Genomic DNA, 17,597 nt, shown 5'->3' on the forward strand with positions numbered 1-17,597 from the left:
CGAAACAAGAAGGGCGCGGACGAGGGGCCCACGGCCCCCCGCTTTGCCGCTGCCGCGCGCGGCGGCGCAGCTTCCCGGCGGCACAAGGAGGCGGCCAGCCCGCCCCGGCGGCCCGGAGCGGGCCGCGCTTCAGGCGTTGAGGAAGCGCTGCCACTCCTCTTCCATCACCGCCGCATTTTCCGGTACGACCTTGCAATAGAAGGGCTTCTGGAATTTGCGCTTCACCTTCTCATCGGTCCATTTCAGGTTGTCGATGTCGGCCTGCGACCAGCCGTGATCGATGGCGTACTGCACGCCGAGATCCATGTTCGGGCCGGCATAGCCGCGCTCCTTCGCCTGGTAGGCGCGGTACTCGCCGCCGAGGAAATAGTTGAGCAGCTTGTAGATGTTGTCGACATTGTCGCGCTGCATCGCCGCCGTGGCGACGTTGGCGCCATGGCCCCAGAGGTAATAGCCCTCGACGGTGAAGGCGTAGATGGTGGCGTTCGGCCCCAGCGCGTTGTTCGCCTCCTTGGTGGCCGGCTCCCAACAGTTTATCATGTCGACCTCCTTGTTGGAGAGCAGCTGCACCTGCTCCTCGAAGGCCGAGAAGATGGTGCGGAAATGGCCGGCTTTCTTGCGCTCGACGAGATAGTCGGCGACCACGCGCGCCTTTTCCGCCGGCAGGTCGGCGGGATCCTCGACGTCGAGCCGGCCGTGATGCTTGAGGAAGTTGGCCGTCTCCGACATGGATTGCAGCCAGCTGCGGTCGATGGCGACGCGGCCCTTAACCTTCTCCCCCTCGAAGAAGGTGGTCCAGGGGATCTCGTCCATGCCGTTCGGGTTGGCATCGATCGCGGCGGGGAAATAGCCGAAGCAGTCGCCATTGCCGATTACCGGCACGCCATACTGCTTGTCGTTCGCCCGCAGATAGGCGGCGCGCTTCCAGCTGTCGGGGGTGCGCTCCCACAGCGTCAGTTCCGGATGCTTCTCGTCGATCTCGGCGAAGAAGCCCTCGGGGCCGAGGATGTCTTCCGATCCACCGTCGAAGATGAAGATATCGTGGGTCTGGCCGAGATTATTGCCCATGACGTCGCGCATGAACACGCCAATATCGGCATTGGTCGGCGTGTAGTCGATGCCGACGCCGGTGGACTTGGTCATGATCGACCAGTCCTTGAGCTGGGCGGTGGTGACGCCGTAGCCCTTGACCGCCTGCCCGGCCGCCCAGGCCTGCTGCGAGAGGCCCGGCATGATGGAAGCGGCGGCGCCGAGGGCGGACACCGAAAGCACGGTACTCATGAAGTCGCGGCGTGACATGTCGAAGTCGGGTTTTGCGATCTTGCCGTCTGTCATTACGGTCTCCTTCGCCGATGAGGCGTGCTGGAAGGGTGTTGTTTTTCGCGAAATCGGTACGCGTCAGGCGTTCATCACGATGCAGTCGCCCTTCTTCCACCGGACGAAGGACGGGTTCCGGGCCGACGAAGCCGCATCCCAGATGCGGGCCTTCAGCGGGCCGAGCGGGGTCTTGACCGTTCGGTCGAGATATTTGCCCTTGTAGATCGAGGCCTCCGCCACGCAGTCGAGCACGTTGTGCCCGGCGGATGGTTCGAGCGGGGAATCGGCCAGTTGCAGCCATTCGGCGCGCATGCCGACCGCCACCCTGCCGCCCGGCTTCGGCGCCGCCTTGCCGGTCCAGCGCCCCTCGATGCGGCGGCCGCCGACCGACACGCGCGCCCAGCCATCGGCCAGCGCGTCGAGCTCGCCCTCGAAGCAGTTGTCGACGCCCATGAAGCGGGCGGCGAAACTGCTGATCGGGCTGTCGAATATCTCTGCCGGCGGACCGGCCTGCTCGATCTTTCCCTTGCGCATCAGGATGATGCGGTCGCTCATGGTGAGCGCCTCTTCCTGGCTGTGGGTGATGTAGATGAAGGTCATGCCGAGCTGCTTGTGCAGCTGCATCAGCTCCACCTGCATGTCGACGCGCAGCTTCTCGTCGAGGGCGCCCAGCGGCTCGTCGAGCAGCAGGATCGCCGGGCGCGGCACCAGCGCGCGGGCGAGCGCCACACGCTGGCGCTGGCCGCCGGAGAGCTGGTGGACCTTGCGGTCGTACATCTCCTGCAATTGCACCAGCCGCAGCGCCTCGCGGGCGCGCGCCTCGCGCTCCTTCGCCGGCAGGCCGCGCACCTTCAGGCCGTATTCGACATTGGCGCCGACCGTCATGTGCGGGAACAGCGCGTAGTTCTGGAACACGGTGGTGCAGTTGCGCTGGAAGGCCGGCACCTCGCGCACATCTACGCCTTCGAGCTTCAGGGTGCCGACCCGGTAGGGCTTCTCCAGGCCGGAGATCAGCCGCAGCAGCGTGGTCTTTCCCGAGCCGCTCTCGCCGAGAATGGTGAGGAACTCGCCGGGCGCCGCGGAGACGCTCACATTGTCCAGCGCGACGACGCCGTCATAGGCATGGACGGCGTTGACGATCTCGAGAATGGGAGGCGCATGCCGGGGAGCGGAAGCGGCATCTGCGAACGTCGTTGAACTGGACAAGGATACGGACCTCCAGACGGCGTGGGCATCGCTATCTGTGATCACAAGGCAACGATCGTGCCAGCGGCTAAAAATGAGCCCTTCGCAAAACCACGCCCTCGGTACCGTTTCTGTCTATTTCATGAGCTTAAGGATATTTGCCTCATAAATAGTCATTTGCCTAAGGCTGGAAGGCAATTTCGCCTCTCCGCCCCTGCCGAAGAGCCGGTCTCCCTCGCACAACCGCCCACGCCTAGTTCGAGATCGACACCTCGACGGCCATGAAATTCGCCGCGAAGGACACCGCCGCCCGCAAGGCGCCGGCGAGAAGCCGGGCCGGTTCCGGCGCCGAAGCGCCATCGACAAATTGCCGGGTCTCGACATCGAAGGAACGGTCCTCGTCATCCGCCATCAGGATGCGGGCAATCGACGACCCATCGAGGCCGGCATTCGACACGATGGCGGCCATGGGCTGCACCGCCGCCGTGGCGAACAGGCTGCCGACCGCCCGCCCGAGATCGCCGGGCGGCAGCGCTCCCTGCCCGCGCCGGGCCGCATGAATGAGCGCGGCTGCGCCGCCCGGCACGGCGCCGCCGGCGCCCAGCGCGCGCAGCGCCGCCGCGGCCGACCTGGCGCGCGCGTCGCGGACGGCGATTTCCGTGGCGGTGGCGCCGCCGATCCGCAGCCGGGCGATACCGGCACCGAACCGCGCCAGCCGGGCCTGATGCTGCTCGCGATCGAAGCCGAGATAGAGCTCCTTGCGGATTGACTGCCGGATGGCCTCGCAACGCGCGGAGATGGCGGATGGGTCGCCCTTTCCGCCCATCAGGCTGGTGGTCTGACGGGTCATTCTCACCGCATCCGCCCGCCCCAGCATGGTCGGGCGCAAGCCCTGCAGCGTGGTGCCGAGCGCGGCACCGATCACCGTCGCACCGGTGGCAATGGCAAGGTCTTCCAGCTGAAGCGCCCGCCATGGTCCGGCGCCCGGCGCCTTCATCGGCGCCACCTTGAACCCGCGCTCGCGCCGGTTGGCGATCAGCGTCGCCATCGCCTCGGCTTCGAAGCTATCGGCGACGATGAGCAACTCCTTGCCGGATCGGGCGATCATTTCAAGGATCCGGGCGACCTCGGCGAAGCTGTCGATGGCGCCGTGATGCAGCAAGATCAACGGGTTGGACAGCTCGACGCGCTCGGTCGCGGCATCGGTGAGGAAGTGTGGCGACAGCCAGCCCTGCGGGAAGCTCATGCCGGCCTCGACGGCGAGATCGTCGCCCGTTCCATGCCCCGGCTCGACGACGACCATGCCCTCCGGCCCTGCCCGCTCATGCGCCTGGGAGACGAGCCGGCCGACGAGGCGATCCCCGCCTGCCGCACGCATCGCAACCCGTTCCAGATCTTCGGAGGCCGTCACCGGGCGTGCCGCCGCCTCGATGGCGCCGGCGACGAGCGCGCCATGGGCGAGCATCGCCTCGCGCAGGGCCGGAACGGAAATTCCCGTTTGCAGCCGGCACGTTGCGCCATGCAGCAGCGAACGGGCGAGAAGCAGGGCGAGCGACGTTCCATCCCCTGCCTGCGCATGAACGTCGGCAGCGAGCTGGCGCATCGCCACCGCTCCCGCCCGCAGCCCCGGCCGATCGAACTCGACCTCCTTGGCGATCGCATAGCCGCCGCGCAGCAGGACCGGCGCCGCATGCTGGCGCGACGACAGTACCGCCCGCCCGGCTGGTCCGATATTCGAGGCCACCAGATCGGCCAGCCTATCGATGCCCCGCATGAGCGGCCGCCTCGCCTCCGCGTCGAACCGCACCGTCGCTCCGCCCACGCCCCACTCCTTTTCCAGCTGATTCAGCCACGCCGCTCGCTGCCGCCGACATATCGGCGGGCAATATGGCACGATGGTTGCTTTCGATTTCAAGGGAAAACTGTGATCACAGTTATTCCGATTTTGCCCAGAATTCACTACGAGATGAGGTCGAAAGCGATGCGTCTGGCGTGTGATACGGGAGGTACCTTCACGGACCTCGTCGTCGAGAACGGTGAGGAAATCCGTCTCTTCAAGGCGTCGACGACGCCGGACGATCCGGTGCGCGGCGTCCTCAACGCCCTGACGCTGGCCGCCGAGCATTTCGGCGAGGACCGCACGGACTTCCTCGCCCGTGCGGACATGTTCATCCACGGCACCACCCGCGCCATCAACGCCATCCTGACCGGCAACACCGCGCGCACCGCCTTCCTCACCACCGAGGGGCATCCCGACGTGCTGGTGATCCGCGAGGGCGGGCGCATCGAGCCGTTCAACTTCACCGTCCCTTATCCCGAGCCCTATGTGCCGCGCCGGCTGACCTTCGAGATTCCCGAGCGCATCGAGGCCACCGGCCATGTCCGCACGCCGCTGGACGAGGCGGCCGCGCTCGAGGTGATCGAGAAGCTGAAGACGCTGAAGGTGGAGGCGGTGGCCGTCTGCTTCCTGTGGTCGATCGTCAATGCCGAACATGAGAAGCGGATGGGCGAACTGCTCGCCGAGCATCTGCCGGGCGTGCCGTTCACCCTGTCGCACGCGCTCAACCCGACGCTGCGGGAGTATCGCCGCGCGTCCGCTACCGCCATCGACGCCTCGCTGAAGCCGCTGATGTTCGACTATCTCGACAGCCTGACGCGGCGCCTGCGCGAGGCGGGCTTCGCCGGCCGGACGCTGATGGTGACCTCCGGCGGCGGCATCATGGACGCGGAGGCGGTGGCGCGGGCGCCGATCCACTCGATCAATTCCGGCCCGGCCATGGCGCCGATCGCCGGGCGCTTCTACACCGACCGCGACTTCGACCACGCCGAGGCCATCGTCGCCGATACCGGCGGCACCACCTACGATGTCAGCCTGGTGCGCGACGGCCGCATTCCGTGGACCCGCGAGACCTGGATCGGCCAGCGCTTCCGCGGCCACATGACCGGCTTCCCCTCGGTGGACGTGAAGAGCATCGGCGCCGGCGGCGGCTCGATCGCCTGGGTGGACGATGGCGGGCTGCTGCGGGTCGGCCCGCAGAGCGCCGGCTCCACCCCCGGCCCGGTGGCCTATGGCAAGGGCGGCACCGAGCCGACCGTCACCGATTGCTCGATCATCCTCGGCTATATCGACCCCGACTTCTTTCTCGGCGGCACCATGGTGCTCGACCGCGAGGCGGCGCGGAAGGTGCTGAAGGAGAAGATCGCCGACCGGCTGGGCCTCAGCGTGGAAGAGGCGGCGGCCTCGGTGCTGACGCTGGCCACCGAGAAGATGGTCGGCGCCATCGACGAGATCACGATCAACCAAGGCATCGACCCCTCCAACGCCGTGCTGATCGGCGGCGGCGGCGCGGCCGGGCTGAACGCGGTGGCGGTGGGCCGCCGCCTCGGCTGCGCCGGCGTGCTGATCCCCGAGGCCGGCTCGGTGCTGTCGGCGGCCGGCGCGCTGATGTCGGACATCTCCTCCGACTATGCGCAGATGCACTACACCACCAGCCGGCGCTTCGCCTTCGACCAGGTGAACGCCGTGCTCGCCGAGCTGGAGGCGCGCTGCACGGCGTTCGCCGAAGGACCGGGCGCCGGCGCGCTGAAGGTGACCACCGAGTTCTCGGTCGAGGCGCGCTACATGCACCAGATCTGGGAGATCGAGGTGCCAATGGGGATGAGCCGCGTCAAGGACGAGGCCGACCTCGAAGCGCTGAAGGAGGCGTTCCACGCCACCCACAAGATGATCTTCGAGATCACCGACCCGGATTCCGACATCGAGTTCGTCACCTGGCGCGCCAAGGTGAGCTGCAAGATCCGCGAGGGCGGCACCGGGCGGCTGCCGACGCAGGAGGTGGCGGCGCAGACCGAGAAGCGGCCGATCTATTTCAGCCAGACCGGCTGGACCAACGCCCAGGTGGTGCGCTTCGAGAGCATGCCGCCCAACGCCCCGCTCACCGGCCCTGCCATCATCGAATCCTCCTTCACCACCGTCGTCGTCGATCCGGGCACGCATGCGCTGCGCACCGATGGCGGCGGCCTGAAGATCACCTTCTGAGGGGGCGGAACGGATGAACGTGAACGTCAGCATCCGCCGCACCGACGGCGTGAAGACGGCGATCCTCGCCAGCCGCTTCGAGAGCATCGCCCGCAAGATGCAGAACACCCTGTTCCGGACCGCCCGCTCGGGCATCCTGAACACCGCGCACGATTTCTCCTGCGTGATCCTGACCGCCGACTGCCGTCTGCTGGCGGCGGCGGAGAGCCTGCCCAGCCACACGCTGACCGGGCCGGACATCATGTGCCGCTACGTGATGAACTATCATCCGAAGCTGCGCCGCGGCGACTGCTTCCTGCACAACAGCCCCTATGAGGGCAATTCGCACGCCGCCGACCATTGCCTGATCGTGCCGGTGATCGACGAGGACGGCATCCTGCGCTTCTTCGTGCTCGCCAAGGCGCACCAGGCCGATTGTGGCAATTCCCGCCCCTCGACCTATCTCGGCGACGTCGCCGATGTGTTCGAGGAAGGTGCGCTGATCTTCTCGGCGGCGAAGATCCAGTCCGACTACCAGGACAATGAAGACCTGATCCGCATGTGCCGCGCCCGCATCCGCGTGCCCGAGCAATGGTGGGGCGACTACCTCGCCACGCTCGGCTCGGTGCGCATCGGCGAGCGCGAGATCCTCGAGCTCGGCAGGAGCTTCGGCTGGGACGGGCTGGAGGACTATGCCGAGAGCTGGTTCGACTATTCCGAACGCAAGATGGCCGACGCCATCTGCAAGCTGCCTTCCGGCAAGCGGCAGGTGACCACCGCGCATGACCCCTTCCCCGGCATTCCCGACGGCATCCCGGTGAAGGCGGCGGTGGAGATCGACAGCGAGGCCGGCATGATCCGCGTCGACCTCACCGACAACCCGGATTGCCAGCCCTGCGGCCTCAACCTCACCGAGGGCACCTCGATGAGCGCGGCCATGGTGGCGATCTTCAACAGCCTGATCGACCATACCGTGCCGGTGAACGCCGGCAGCTTCCGCCGGCTGGACATAAAGATCCGCGAGAATTGCTGCGTCGGCATCCCCCGGCATCCCGCCTCCTGCTCGGTGGCCACCACCAATCTCGCCGACCGCGTCGCCAACCCGGTACAGCGGGCGCTGGCCGAGATCGCGCCGGGCTACGGCATGGCGGAGACCGGGCCGATCATGCCGCCCGGCATGGGCGTCATCTCCGGCCGCGACCCGCGCCACGACAACGAGCCCTTCGTCAACCAGGTGCATATCGGCGTGACCGGCGGCGCCGGCACGCCGGTGACCGACGGCTTCCTGTCGATCATCCATGTCGGCAATGCCGGCATGTGCCATCTCGACTGCATCGAGGTCGACGAGCTGCACCACCCGGTGTTCATCGCCGGCCGCCGGCTGGTGCCGGACACCGAAGGCGCCGGCACCTTTCGCGGCGCCCCCTCCATGCTGGCCGAGTTCGGCCCGATCGACGACTGCGCGATGAAGGTGCTCTACACCGCAGACGGCACCATCACCCCGGCGCTGGGCACGCGCGGCGGCGGCGAGGGCGGCAAGACCAAGGCGCGCAAGCGCGAGCTGGACGGCCGCCTTACCGAGCTGCCGGCCTGCTATGGCGCCGAGCTCGCGGCGGGAGAGATGATCGTCTCCTACTCTTCCGGCGGCGGCGGCTATGGCTCGCCGCTGGAGCGCGACCCCGAGCGGGTGCTGCACGATCTGCGCGAGGGCTGGATCACCGCCGGCCGCGCCTTCGAGGTCTACGGCCTCGTCACCACCGGCCGCGCCGAGGACGACACACTGGCCGTCGACCTCGCCGCCACCACGGCCCGCCGGGCCGAACTTGCCGCCGTCGCGTGAAGGGAGAGGGTTCCATGTCGATCATCACCAAGACGCTCGAGGCGCCGGCCACCGGCGTGCGGATGGCGATCATCTCCAACCGCATGGAGGGCATCGCGCGGAAGATGCAGAACACGCTGTTCCGCACCGCGCGGTCGGGCGTGCTGAACACGGCGCATGACTTCTCCTGCGTCATCCTCACCGCCGATTGCCGGCTGCTGGCCACGGCGGAAAGCCTGCCGATCCACACGCTGATCGGCCCCGACCTGATGTGCCAATACGTCAAGAAGTACCACCCGGTGCTGAAGGCCGGCGATTGCTACCTGCACAACAGCCCCTATGAGGGCGATTCCCATGCCGCCGATCACTGCCTCATCGTGCCGGTGGTCGACGAACAGGGCATCACCCGCTTTTTCGTGCTGGCCAAGGCGCACCAGGCCGATTGCGGCAACTCGCAGCCGACCACCTATATGGGCGGCGCCCGCGACGTGTTCGAAGAAGGCGCGCTGATCTTCTCGGCGGCGAAGATCCAGTCCGGCTACGAGGACAATCAGGACCTGATCCGCATGTGCCGCTCGCGCATCCGGGTGCCCGAGCAATGGTGGGGCGACTACCTCGCCACCCTCGGCGCGGTGCGCATCGGCGAGCGCGAATTGCTGGCGCTCGGCAAGGAGATCGGCTGGGCGGCACTGGAGGATTATGCCGAGGCGTGGTTCCAGTATTCCGAGGACAAGATGGTGCAGGCCATCTCCCGGCTGCCCTCCGGCAAGGTGACGGTGCACTCCGGCCACGACCCGTTCCCCGGCGTGCCCGACGGCATCCCGGTCAACGTCACGGTGGAGGTGGACGCGGCGGCGGGGCGCATCACCGTCGACCTCACCGACAATATCGACTGCCAGCCCAGCGGCCTCAACCTGTCGGAAGGCTGCGCCCGCACCGCGGCGATGATCGGCATCTATAACGGGCTGATCGACCACAGCGTGCCGCCCAATGCCGGCAGCTTCCGCCGCGTCGACATCAGGCTGCGCGAGAACTGCGTGGTCGGCATACCCAGCCACCCGCACTCCTGCTCGGTGGCCACCACCAACCTCGCCGACCGCGTCTCGACGCCGGTGCAGCGGGCGATCGCCGAGATCGCGCCCGGCTTCGGCATGGCGGAGACCGGGCCGATCATGCCGCCGGCCATGGGGGTGATCTCCGGCAAGGACCCGCGCACCGGCGAGTCCTTCGTCAATCAGATCTTCCTCGGCGTCACCGGCGGTGCCGGCACGCCGGTGACCGACGGGTTCCTCACCATCATCCATTGCGGCAACGCCGGCCTGTGCCGGCAGGACAGCGTCGAGGTGGACGAACTGCACCATCCGCTGTTCGTCGCCGACCGTCGCCTGCTGGCCGACACCGAGGGCGCCGGCACCTATCGCGGCGCGCCCTCGATGCGGGCCGAGTTCGGTCCCATCGAGGGCTGCACCATGAAGGTGATCTACACCGCCGACGGCACGATCAACCCGGCGGTCGGCGCGCTGGGCGGCGGGCCCGGCGGGCTGTCGGACGCTTTCAAGCGCGAGCTGGATGGCAGCCTCACCCGGCTGCCCGGCTGCCATGGCGTCGAGCTGAAGCCGGGAGAGACCGTCGTCTCGGTCTCGGCCGGCGGCGGCGGCTATGGCGAACCGAAGCAGCGCAAGGCCGAAAGCGTGCTCGCCGACGTCCGGGAAGGCTGGATATCGCCGGAACGCGCCCGCGCGGTCTACGGCCTCGCGGTGAGCGGCGCCGCCGAAGACGACAGCCTCGCCATCGACGGCGCCGCCACCGCGGCGCTGCGCGCCGGCGGCTAGGCCGGACCACCGGGGAGGCCGGTGGCGAGACAGGCGGCGGAGGCGCCCTCCGCCGCTCCCGACATTGCATCACAGAACCAGCACGAGATGAGCAGATGCAGACCAACCGCTTTGCCGCCGGCGCCGCCTATGTCGACGGCGTGTTCAAGCCGATGGCCGAGGCCGTCATTCCGGTGAACGATTTCGGCTATCGCCGCTCCGACGTCACCTATGACGTCGTCGGCGTGTGGGAAGGCAATTTCTTCCGCCTCGACGACCACATCGCCCGCTTCCGCACCTCGATGAATGCCCTGCGGCTGAAGCCGGCGGAGAGCGACGACGACATCAAGGAGATCCTGCACAGGCTGGTGCGCCTCACCGGCCTGCGCTCGGCCTATGTGGCGATGGACTGCCTGCGCGGCGTGCCCGTGCCCGGCAAGCCGCGCCACCCCGCCAATGCGCGCAACTACCTCGTCGCCTATGCGGTGCCGTGGATCTCCATCGTCACCGAGGAGCAGTATGAGCGCGGGGTGCACATGATCATCGCCAGGACGCTGCGCATTCCGCCGGAGAGCTTCGACCCGCGGGTGAAGAACTTCCACTGGGGCGACCTGACCGCCGGGCTGTTCGAGGCGCTGGATCAGGGCGCGGACACCGCCGTGCTCCTCGATACCGACGGCAACGTCACCGAGGGGCCGGGCTTCAACGTGTTCTCGATCACCGATGGGGTGGTGGCGACGCCGATCCGCGGCGGGCTCGACGGCATGACGCGGCAATCGGTGTTCGAGCTGTGCGAGGAACTCGGCATTCCCTGCGTCGCCCGCGCGGTGCCGGCGGACGAGCTGCGCCAGGCCGACGAGATCTTCACCTGCACCACCGCCGGCGGCATCATGCCGGTGTCGCGCATCGACGGCCGCATCATGGGCAACGACCGGCCGGGCGTCATCTCGTCGAAGCTGAAGGACCTGTTCTGGGCGCGGCGCGCCGAGGGCTGGCACGCCACGCCGGTGAACTACGACGTCCCCGTCGAGGAGGCGGCGGGCGCCTGAGAGCCGGGCTCCCCTGCAAGTTCGTGCCGCCAGGGCGGGTCGGCACCGACCCGGGTGACGGACACCGCCGCCGCCCGGACGGCGAAGGCCAGCGCGGCGAGCAGGGCCTCGCTCCCGAGGCCGGCCACGGCGGCGGGATCAAGCGCGCCCTGCTCCGCCAGCGCGGCAAGGAAGCCGGCATTGAAGGTATCGCCGGCGCCCACGGTGTCGGCGACCGCCACCGCCGGCGCGGCGACATGGCCGTCGAAGGTGGCGGTGAACGCGTGCGCGCCCCGGCCGCCCAGGGTCACCAGCACCAGGCGCGGCCCCATTGCCAGCACGGTGCGCGCCTGATCGGCGAGGCCGCCGGCGCCGATCAGCCAGCCGAGATCCTCGTCGGAGAGCTTGACGATGTGGCTGAGGCCGATCAGCCGCCGGATCCGGGCGCGATAGGCGGCCTCGTCGCGGATGAACCCCGGCCGCACATTGGGATCGAGCATGATCAGCCGCCCGCGCCCGTCACCGGCGAAGGCGGTGGCCATCGCCTCGATGGTGGTGCCGACCGGCTCGACCACCAGGCTGATGCCGCCGAGGAACAGCGCGCCGACCTCGGCCGGCACCGCGGGAATGTCGGCCGGGGTCAGCATCCGGCCGGCGGTGTTCTCGTCAAGGAACAGATAGCGCGCCTGCCCCGCGACCAGCGTCACGAAGGCCAGCGTCGACGGCCGGTCCGCCGGCCGGCACAGGCTGGCATCGACGCCGGCGGCGGCCAGCGCCCCACGCAGCCGATCGCCGAACATGTCGGTCGACAGGCCGTACCAGAACCACGTCGGCAGGCCGAGGCGGGCGGCGGCGATGGCGGTGTTGAACACCGCCCCGCCGGGCAGCGGCAGGAACGCCTGCCCTTCCGGTGTCTGTCGCGGGACCATGTCGATAAGCGCCTCGCCCACGCAGAGCAGGGCGGGTGCGGGTGTCGAATGCGAGCTGGTCATGCGTGGCGCCCCTGCCCTGACGATCCTGTCCTGCCTGTTAAGACCGCGCCATGGCGACATCGTCAACACGCATGTTCCGCGCCAGCCCCGATCCCGCGCCCGCCCCGCGCCGTGGGCGGCCCGGCGACCGCGCGGGCTGCCGCGCCCTCTCCCGGGATCAGCCCGGCACGGATGGCAACTGCGCGTAGCGCTGCACCACCCAGGAGCGGAACAGCGCCACCGCGGGATCGGCCATGTCGTCGGGATGGACGGCGAGGTAATAGCCGAAGCCGCTGGGGCTGGTGGCATTGGCGAACGGCGTGACGAGGCGCCCATCGGCGAGCTCGGCCGCGAACATGTCGACATCGACCAGCGTCACCCCGCCGCCCGCCACCGCGCACTGCACCGCCAGCGCTTCGGTTTCGAAGGCCAGCCCGCGCGATACCGCGATATCGATGCCGCGCTGGCGGGTATAGACCGACCACAGCGTACCGAAGGGTTCGCCTTCCAGCTTCACATGCAGCAGCTCGTTGGCGCGCAGGAAGGCCGCGAGATCGAGGCCGGTCGCGCGGGCGGCGACGTGCGGCGCGCAGGCCGGAGTCTGGCTGACCATCCAGAGCGGATCGCGAATGGCATCGCCGAGATGCGGCCGGTCGAACACCACCGCGAGATCGACGCTGCGCCCCGCCGGCAGGCCGATGCCGTTGCTGCTCGACACGTCGATCGGCACGCCGGGAAAGGCGCGGCGGAATTCGGCGAGCAAGGACAGGCCGACCACGTGCAGGAAGGTCGGCGGCATGTGCACCCTGAGCACCCGCCCGCCCTGGCCGGGCTCGCGCCGCAGCCCCTTCAGCGTCTCTTCGATGCGGTCGAAGGAATCGGCCACCACCGGCAGCAGCGCCGCGCCGGCGGCGGTCAGCACCATGCCCTGCGAGCGACGCTCCAGCAGCCGGCAGCCGAGATACTCCTCGAGGCGCCCGACATGGCGGCTCAGCGCGCTTTGCGAAATATGCAGCGCCGCCGCCGCGCCGGTGAAGCTGAGACGCTGGCCGACCGCCTCGAAGGCCCGGAGCGCGTTCAGCGGCAGCCAGACCCGCCCGCCGTCCGGCAGCTCCGCTTCTGTGGGCCGCGCAGGCTCGGCGACATCCGGACGTGGAAACGGCAAGCCTTTGCCTCCATGCGATAGGGCTATCGAAAAACGTAATTTGAACGGTTCCAGACGCTCTGCCAAGATCGCCGAAAAGGGGAACAGGTATGCTCGATCTTGAGAGAATCCGCGCGCTCGTCGCCGGGCGCCGGCCGGGATATTCGCTGCCGCAGGCACTCTATAACAGCCCCGACGTTCTGGCCTTCGATCTCGACGCCATCTTCGGCCAATCCTGGATACTGGTCGGCTTCACCTGCGAGATCCCGCAGCCGCGCGGCTATCTCGCCGTCACCGTCGGCCAGTCGCCGGTGGTGGTGACGCGCGACCGCGAGGGCACCTATCGCGCCTTCCACAATTCCTGCCGCCATCGCGGCGCGCAGATCTGCGCCGAGGGCGCGGGCGCGCGCGGAAGGCTGACCTGCCCCTATCACCAGTGGGTCTACGACCTCGACGGCAAGCTGGTGCATGCCCGCCACATGCAGGCGAGCTTCGATTCCGCCGAGCACGGCCTCAGGCCCGTGCATGTGCAGAACGTCGCCGGCGCGCTGTTCGTCTGCCTCGCCGAGACGCCGCCCTCCTTCGCCCGCTTCCGCGAGGAACTGGAGCCGCTATTGGCCCCGCACCGGCTGGAAGAGGCCAAGCTGGCCTTCCAGAACACGCTGGTGGAGAAGGGCAACTGGAAGCTGGTGATGGAGAATGCCCGCGAGTGCTATCACTGCGGCGTCGGCCATCCCGAGCTGTGCCTCACCTTCCCCATCGAGGACGCCTCCGGCGGTCATTTCGCCCAGGACGGCGACCCGCGCCACGATGCCTTCGCCGCCCGCATCGCCGCGGCCGGGCTCGCGCGCGGTCCGTTCATTGGCCCATGGTGGCAGGTCGAGCGCTTCCCGCTCAACGAGGGACAGCTGTCGCTCACCATCGACGGCGCGCTGGCCTGCAAGAAGCTGATGACCGCTGGCGACGAGGCGGATATCGGCTCGCTGCGCTGGGCCATCGAGCCGCACAGCTTCTGCCATTCGACGGCCGACACCACGGTCTATTTCAGCGCCATGCCGACCGCGACCGGCGAGACGCTCGTCACCTGCAAATGGCTGGTCCACAAGGATGCAGTGGAGGGGGTCGACTATGATGTCGAGCATCTCACCGCGCTGTGGAACGTCACCAACCTGCAGGATCGCGACCTCGTCGAGAACAATCAGCGGGGGGTGAACTCGGTCGGCTACCTGCCTGGTCCCTATAGCGAAAGCGACGAATCCTACGTGCTGCGCTTCATCGACTGGTATTGCGACAAGGCGCTCGACTACATCGCCGCCCGCACCGGCGTCGACGGGCGGCCGATCGCGCTGCGCACGGCGGTGCCGGCGGCGCCACCCTCCGAGCACCTGCCGGCCTTTGCCGCCAAGCCCGCCTCCGATGCCCCGTCCAAGGCCGAGCCCGCGTGAGCACCGACCGGCACGACGACCCACCGGACGCCTTCCATCCCGACACGCTGGCCGTCGGCTTCGGCTATGATCCGCAGGACGCGTCCGGGGCGGTGAAGCCGCCGGTCATGCTCACTTCGACCTTCGCCTACCCTTCCGCTGCGGCAGCCAAGCAGGCGCATCGGGACTATTTCGACGGCGCCGCGCCGGGTCGCGATGCCGCCTTCATCTATGCGCGGCTCGATCATCCCAATCTCGCCCTGCTGGAAAAGCGCTTCGCCGCGCTGGAAGGCGCCGAGGAGGCCGCCGCCTTCGCCTCCGGCATGGCGGCGATTTCCGCCATCTTGCTGGCGCATCTCAAGCCCGGCGACAGCGTGCTGCATACCCGCCCGCTCTATGGCGGCACGCATGGCTTGCTGCACGGCCCGATCGCCGGAATCGGCGTGACGCCGGTCGCCATAGGCGATGCGCTCGATGCCGCCAGCCTCGCCGAGGCGGCGGAGGCGGCGTCCCGCCATGGCCCGGTCGCGCTCATCTTCGTGGAAACGCCGGCCAACCCGACCAACGGCATTGCCGACATCGCGCTGATCGCCCGCACCGCCGCTACGCTGGCCGAACGGCAGGGCGGCCGGCGGCCGGTGGTGGTGGTCGACAACACCTTCCTCGGCTCGCTGCTGCAGGCACCGCTGAGGCATGGCGCCGATCTCGCCATGACGTCGCTGACCAAATATGCCGGCGGGCACAGCGACCTGATCGGCGGCGCGGTTTCCGGCGGCAAGGCGATGATCGGCCCGCTGCGGCGGCTGCGCACCTTGCTCGGCAGCCATCTCGACCCGTTCACCTCGTGGCTCGCGCTGCGCTCGCTGGAAACCTTCCCGCTGCGCAACCGCCGCGCCAATGCCAATGCCGCCATCGTCGCCGACTTCCTGCGCGACCATCCCAAGGTGGCCGGCGTCAGCTATCTCGGCTTCCTCGAAGCCGGAACGCCCGCGCGGGCCGTATTCGACCGGCAATGCGCCGGCGCCGGCTCGACCTTCTCGTTCCGCATCCGCGGCGGCGAAGCCGAAGCCTTCGCCATGCTGGACCGGCTGAAGGTGTTCCGCATGGCGGTCAGCCTCGGCGGTACCGAGAGCCTGATCTGCCATTCGGCGAGCACCACGCATTATTCGGTGCCTCCGGAGATCCGCCGCGAGGTCGGCGTCGATGACGCGACGCTGCGCATCTCCATCGGCATCGAACACCCCGACGACCTCGTCGCCGACCTCGCTTCAGCGCTGGACGCCCTTCCATGAAACTGACCCTGCCCGCTCCCGACCGCTTCTCGATCGCCGGCAAGACGGCCGCACCGGACGAACGGGCGGAAATCGTGGTGATCGGCGCCGGCCCGGCCGGCTGCGCCGCCGCCATCGAGGCGGCGAAGGCCGGCGCGCAGGTCGTGCTGATCGACGAGAACCCGGTGGCGCCCGGCCTCATCGGCATGGACGTGCCCTTGCACTATGGCGGCCGTGCCACCGCTGCGGTGCAGACGCCGGAACGTCTCGTCGAGCGGGTGCTGGAAGCCAACCCGGCGCTGGGCGAGGCCTTCGAGCTCGGCGTCGATGTCCGCCTCTCGACCTATGCCTGGGGTGCCTGGGTGAACGGGCCGGGGCTGCGGGGCCTTGCCACCGGCATTGTCGGCCTCGCCGACGAGACGCGAAGCTGGACGCTGGGATTCGGCCGGCTGATCCTCGCCACCGGTGCCCGCGACCTCAACCTTTCCTTTGCCGGCTCCGACCAGCCCGGCGTGATGGGCGCGCAGGCGCTGCATGCACTGATCGCCCGCTACGGCGCCTTCGCCGGACGGCGGCTGGCGATCCTCGGCACCGGCGCGCTCGCCCTCGATACGGCCGAGCTCGCCCTCGCGCACGGGCTGGACGTGGTGGCGCTTGTCGAGGCCCGCGAAACGGGCGTCGGCGATCCCGCGCGGCTGGCCGCGCTGGCGGCGCGGGGTGTCGAGATCATCGCCGGCCATGTGCCGCTCGCCGCCGAGGGCGGGCCGGATGGCGTCACCGGCCTGGTGCTCGCCAATGTCGCCGCGCCGGAGCGCCATCGCGTCCTCGTTTGCGACACGGTGTGCCTCGCCATCGGCGCGGTGCCCGTCATCGAGCTGTTCGACGTGCTCGGGGCGAAGCGCACCCTGGTGACGGAACGCGGCGGCCATGTACCGGTGGTCGGCGCCGATGGCGCCACCTCGCTCGCCGAGGTGTTCGCCGCCGGCGACTGCACCGGCCTCGGCAGCAATGCGGTGGAGGCCGGCGGCGCGGCGGCGCGGGGCGCGCTCCGCTCGCTCGGCCGGCCGGTGGACGCCGAGCTGCCGCGCCTCGTCCCACCCGGCCCGGACGCCCTCGCCTATCATCTCGACTGGGCGCGGGCGCTGCTGTCGACCGGCGGACCGGAGGTGCTGGCCTGTCTCTGCGAGGAGGTCACCCGCGGCGAACTGCTCGCCGTGCAGCCGCCGCGCTATCTCGGCTGGAGCTCCAACGCCATCGCCCGCCGCGATCTCGGCACCCTCGCCGAGGACGGCCCGCTCGACCAGGACCAGATCAAGCGCCTCACCCGCGCCTGCATGGGCGCCTGCCAGGCGCGGCGCTGCCGCGAGCAGGTGGCGCTGATGATGGCGCTCGGGGCCGGGGTGCCGGCGCAATCGATCCCGCTCGCTGGCTACCGGGCGCCGGTGCGGCCGCTGCCGCTCTCCGTGCTCGCCGACGCCGACGAGCCGGCGGCGATGGCGGAGAACTGGAACGTGTGGTTCGGCATCGTCACCCAGTGGATCTCCTATGACGACATCGGCACCGAGCGCGAGGCCGAGCAGCTTCGCGCCGGCATGCCCTATTGAGGAGA

Annotated in this window: 12 protein-coding genes; 7 read left to right on the top strand and 5 right to left on the bottom strand. The window is 69.1% G+C overall.

The features are described from left to right. Positions 1 to 129: 129 nt before the first annotated feature. The 3 genes from J2X65_RS22005 to groEL all read right to left on the bottom strand — a co-directional run bounded on the left by J2X65_RS22005 (position 130) and on the right by groEL (position 4,324). On the bottom strand, positions 130 to 1,335 hold the full coding sequence (locus J2X65_RS22005; RefSeq protein WP_310205863.1) for a twin-arginine translocation signal domain-containing protein: 1,206 nt from the start codon (positions 1,333 to 1,335) through the stop codon (positions 130 to 132). A gap of 63 nt (positions 1,336 to 1,398) precedes the next feature. Beyond that, complete coding sequence (locus J2X65_RS22010; RefSeq protein WP_310205866.1) at positions 1,399 to 2,523, bottom strand: ABC transporter ATP-binding protein; 1,125 nt, start codon at positions 2,521 to 2,523, stop codon at positions 1,399 to 1,401. Between the two features lie 232 nt (positions 2,524 to 2,755). Beyond that, positions 2,756 to 4,324 (bottom strand): chaperonin GroEL, encoded by a 1,569-nt coding sequence (gene groEL / locus J2X65_RS22015; protein ID WP_310205869.1) that lies wholly within the window; start codon positions 4,322 to 4,324, stop codon positions 2,756 to 2,758. Positions 4,325 to 4,483: 159 nt separating this feature from the next. On the opposite strand from groEL, the gene J2X65_RS22020 reads away from it, so the two are divergent. The 4 genes from J2X65_RS22020 (at position 4,484) to J2X65_RS22035 (ending at position 11,199) form a co-directional block, all read left to right on the top strand. Next, a complete protein-coding gene (locus tag J2X65_RS22020) occupies positions 4,484 to 6,541 on the top strand; it encodes a hydantoinase/oxoprolinase family protein (protein WP_310205872.1) in 2,058 nt (685 codons plus the stop codon). A 19-nt stretch (positions 6,542 to 6,560) separates the two neighbouring features. Beyond that, positions 6,561 to 8,360: a hydantoinase B/oxoprolinase family protein gene (locus J2X65_RS22025; RefSeq protein WP_310205875.1), complete on the top strand. Its 1,800-nt coding sequence runs from the start codon at positions 6,561 to 6,563 to the stop codon at positions 8,358 to 8,360. 14 nt (positions 8,361 to 8,374) lie between these two features. Next, complete coding sequence (locus J2X65_RS22030) at positions 8,375 to 10,171, top strand: hydantoinase B/oxoprolinase family protein (protein WP_310205878.1); 1,797 nt, start codon at positions 8,375 to 8,377, stop codon at positions 10,169 to 10,171. Positions 10,172 to 10,266: 95 nt separating this feature from the next. Continuing rightward, positions 10,267 to 11,199, top strand: a complete 933-nt coding sequence (locus J2X65_RS22035; protein WP_310205881.1) for an aminotransferase class IV — start codon at positions 10,267 to 10,269, stop codon at positions 11,197 to 11,199. Here the strand turns inward: J2X65_RS22035 and J2X65_RS22040 are convergent. Together J2X65_RS22040 and J2X65_RS22045 are read right to left on the bottom strand one after the other, a co-directional pair. Beyond that, positions 11,163 to 12,170: a carbohydrate kinase gene (locus tag J2X65_RS22040; protein ID WP_310205883.1), complete on the bottom strand. Its 1,008-nt coding sequence runs from the start codon at positions 12,168 to 12,170 to the stop codon at positions 11,163 to 11,165. The genes J2X65_RS22035 and J2X65_RS22040 overlap by 37 nt on opposite strands. A gap of 157 nt (positions 12,171 to 12,327) precedes the next feature. Continuing rightward, positions 12,328 to 13,314, bottom strand: coding sequence for a LysR substrate-binding domain-containing protein (locus J2X65_RS22045; RefSeq protein ID WP_310205886.1), 987 nt, complete (start codon positions 13,312 to 13,314; stop codon positions 12,328 to 12,330). Between the two features lie 89 nt (positions 13,315 to 13,403). On the opposite strand from J2X65_RS22045, the gene J2X65_RS22050 reads away from it, so the two are divergent. The 3 genes from J2X65_RS22050 to J2X65_RS22060 are packed head-to-tail and all read left to right on the top strand — an operon-like array spanning position 13,404 to position 17,592. Then, on the top strand, positions 13,404 to 14,738 hold the full coding sequence (locus J2X65_RS22050) for an aromatic ring-hydroxylating dioxygenase subunit alpha (RefSeq protein ID WP_310205889.1): 1,335 nt from the start codon (positions 13,404 to 13,406) through the stop codon (positions 14,736 to 14,738). Next, complete coding sequence (locus tag J2X65_RS22055; RefSeq protein WP_310205893.1) at positions 14,735 to 16,009, top strand: cystathionine gamma-synthase family protein; 1,275 nt, start codon at positions 14,735 to 14,737, stop codon at positions 16,007 to 16,009. Before J2X65_RS22050 ends, J2X65_RS22055 begins: the two co-directional genes overlap by 4 nt. After that, entirely contained in the window at positions 16,006 to 17,592 is a 1,587-nt protein-coding gene (locus J2X65_RS22060; RefSeq protein WP_310205896.1) for an FAD-dependent oxidoreductase, read from the top strand. The genes J2X65_RS22055 and J2X65_RS22060 overlap by 4 nt, the downstream gene beginning before the upstream one ends. Positions 17,593 to 17,597 lie beyond the last annotated feature (5 nt).

The sequence above is a fragment of the Ancylobacter sp. 3268 genome, from assembly GCF_031456575.1.
Classification (GTDB): domain Bacteria; phylum Pseudomonadota; class Alphaproteobacteria; order Rhizobiales; family Xanthobacteraceae; genus Ancylobacter.

Coding starts and splice junctions, on each gene's coding strand:
- J2X65_RS22040 (WP_310205883.1), bottom strand. CDS start 12,170: ATGACCAGCTCGCATTCGACACCCGCACCCGCCCTGCTCTGCGTGGGC.
- J2X65_RS22030 (WP_310205878.1), top strand. CDS start 8,375: ATGTCGATCATCACCAAGACGCTCGAGGCGCCGGCCACCGGCGTGCGG.
- J2X65_RS22050 (WP_310205889.1), top strand. CDS start 13,404: ATGCTCGATCTTGAGAGAATCCGCGCGCTCGTCGCCGGGCGCCGGCCG.
- J2X65_RS22020 (WP_310205872.1), top strand. CDS start 4,484: ATGCGTCTGGCGTGTGATACGGGAGGTACCTTCACGGACCTCGTCGTC.
- J2X65_RS22005 (WP_310205863.1), bottom strand. CDS start 1,335: ATGACAGACGGCAAGATCGCAAAACCCGACTTCGACATGTCACGCCGC.
- J2X65_RS22035 (WP_310205881.1), top strand. CDS start 10,267: ATGCAGACCAACCGCTTTGCCGCCGGCGCCGCCTATGTCGACGGCGTG.
- J2X65_RS22060 (WP_310205896.1), top strand. CDS start 16,006: ATGAAACTGACCCTGCCCGCTCCCGACCGCTTCTCGATCGCCGGCAAG.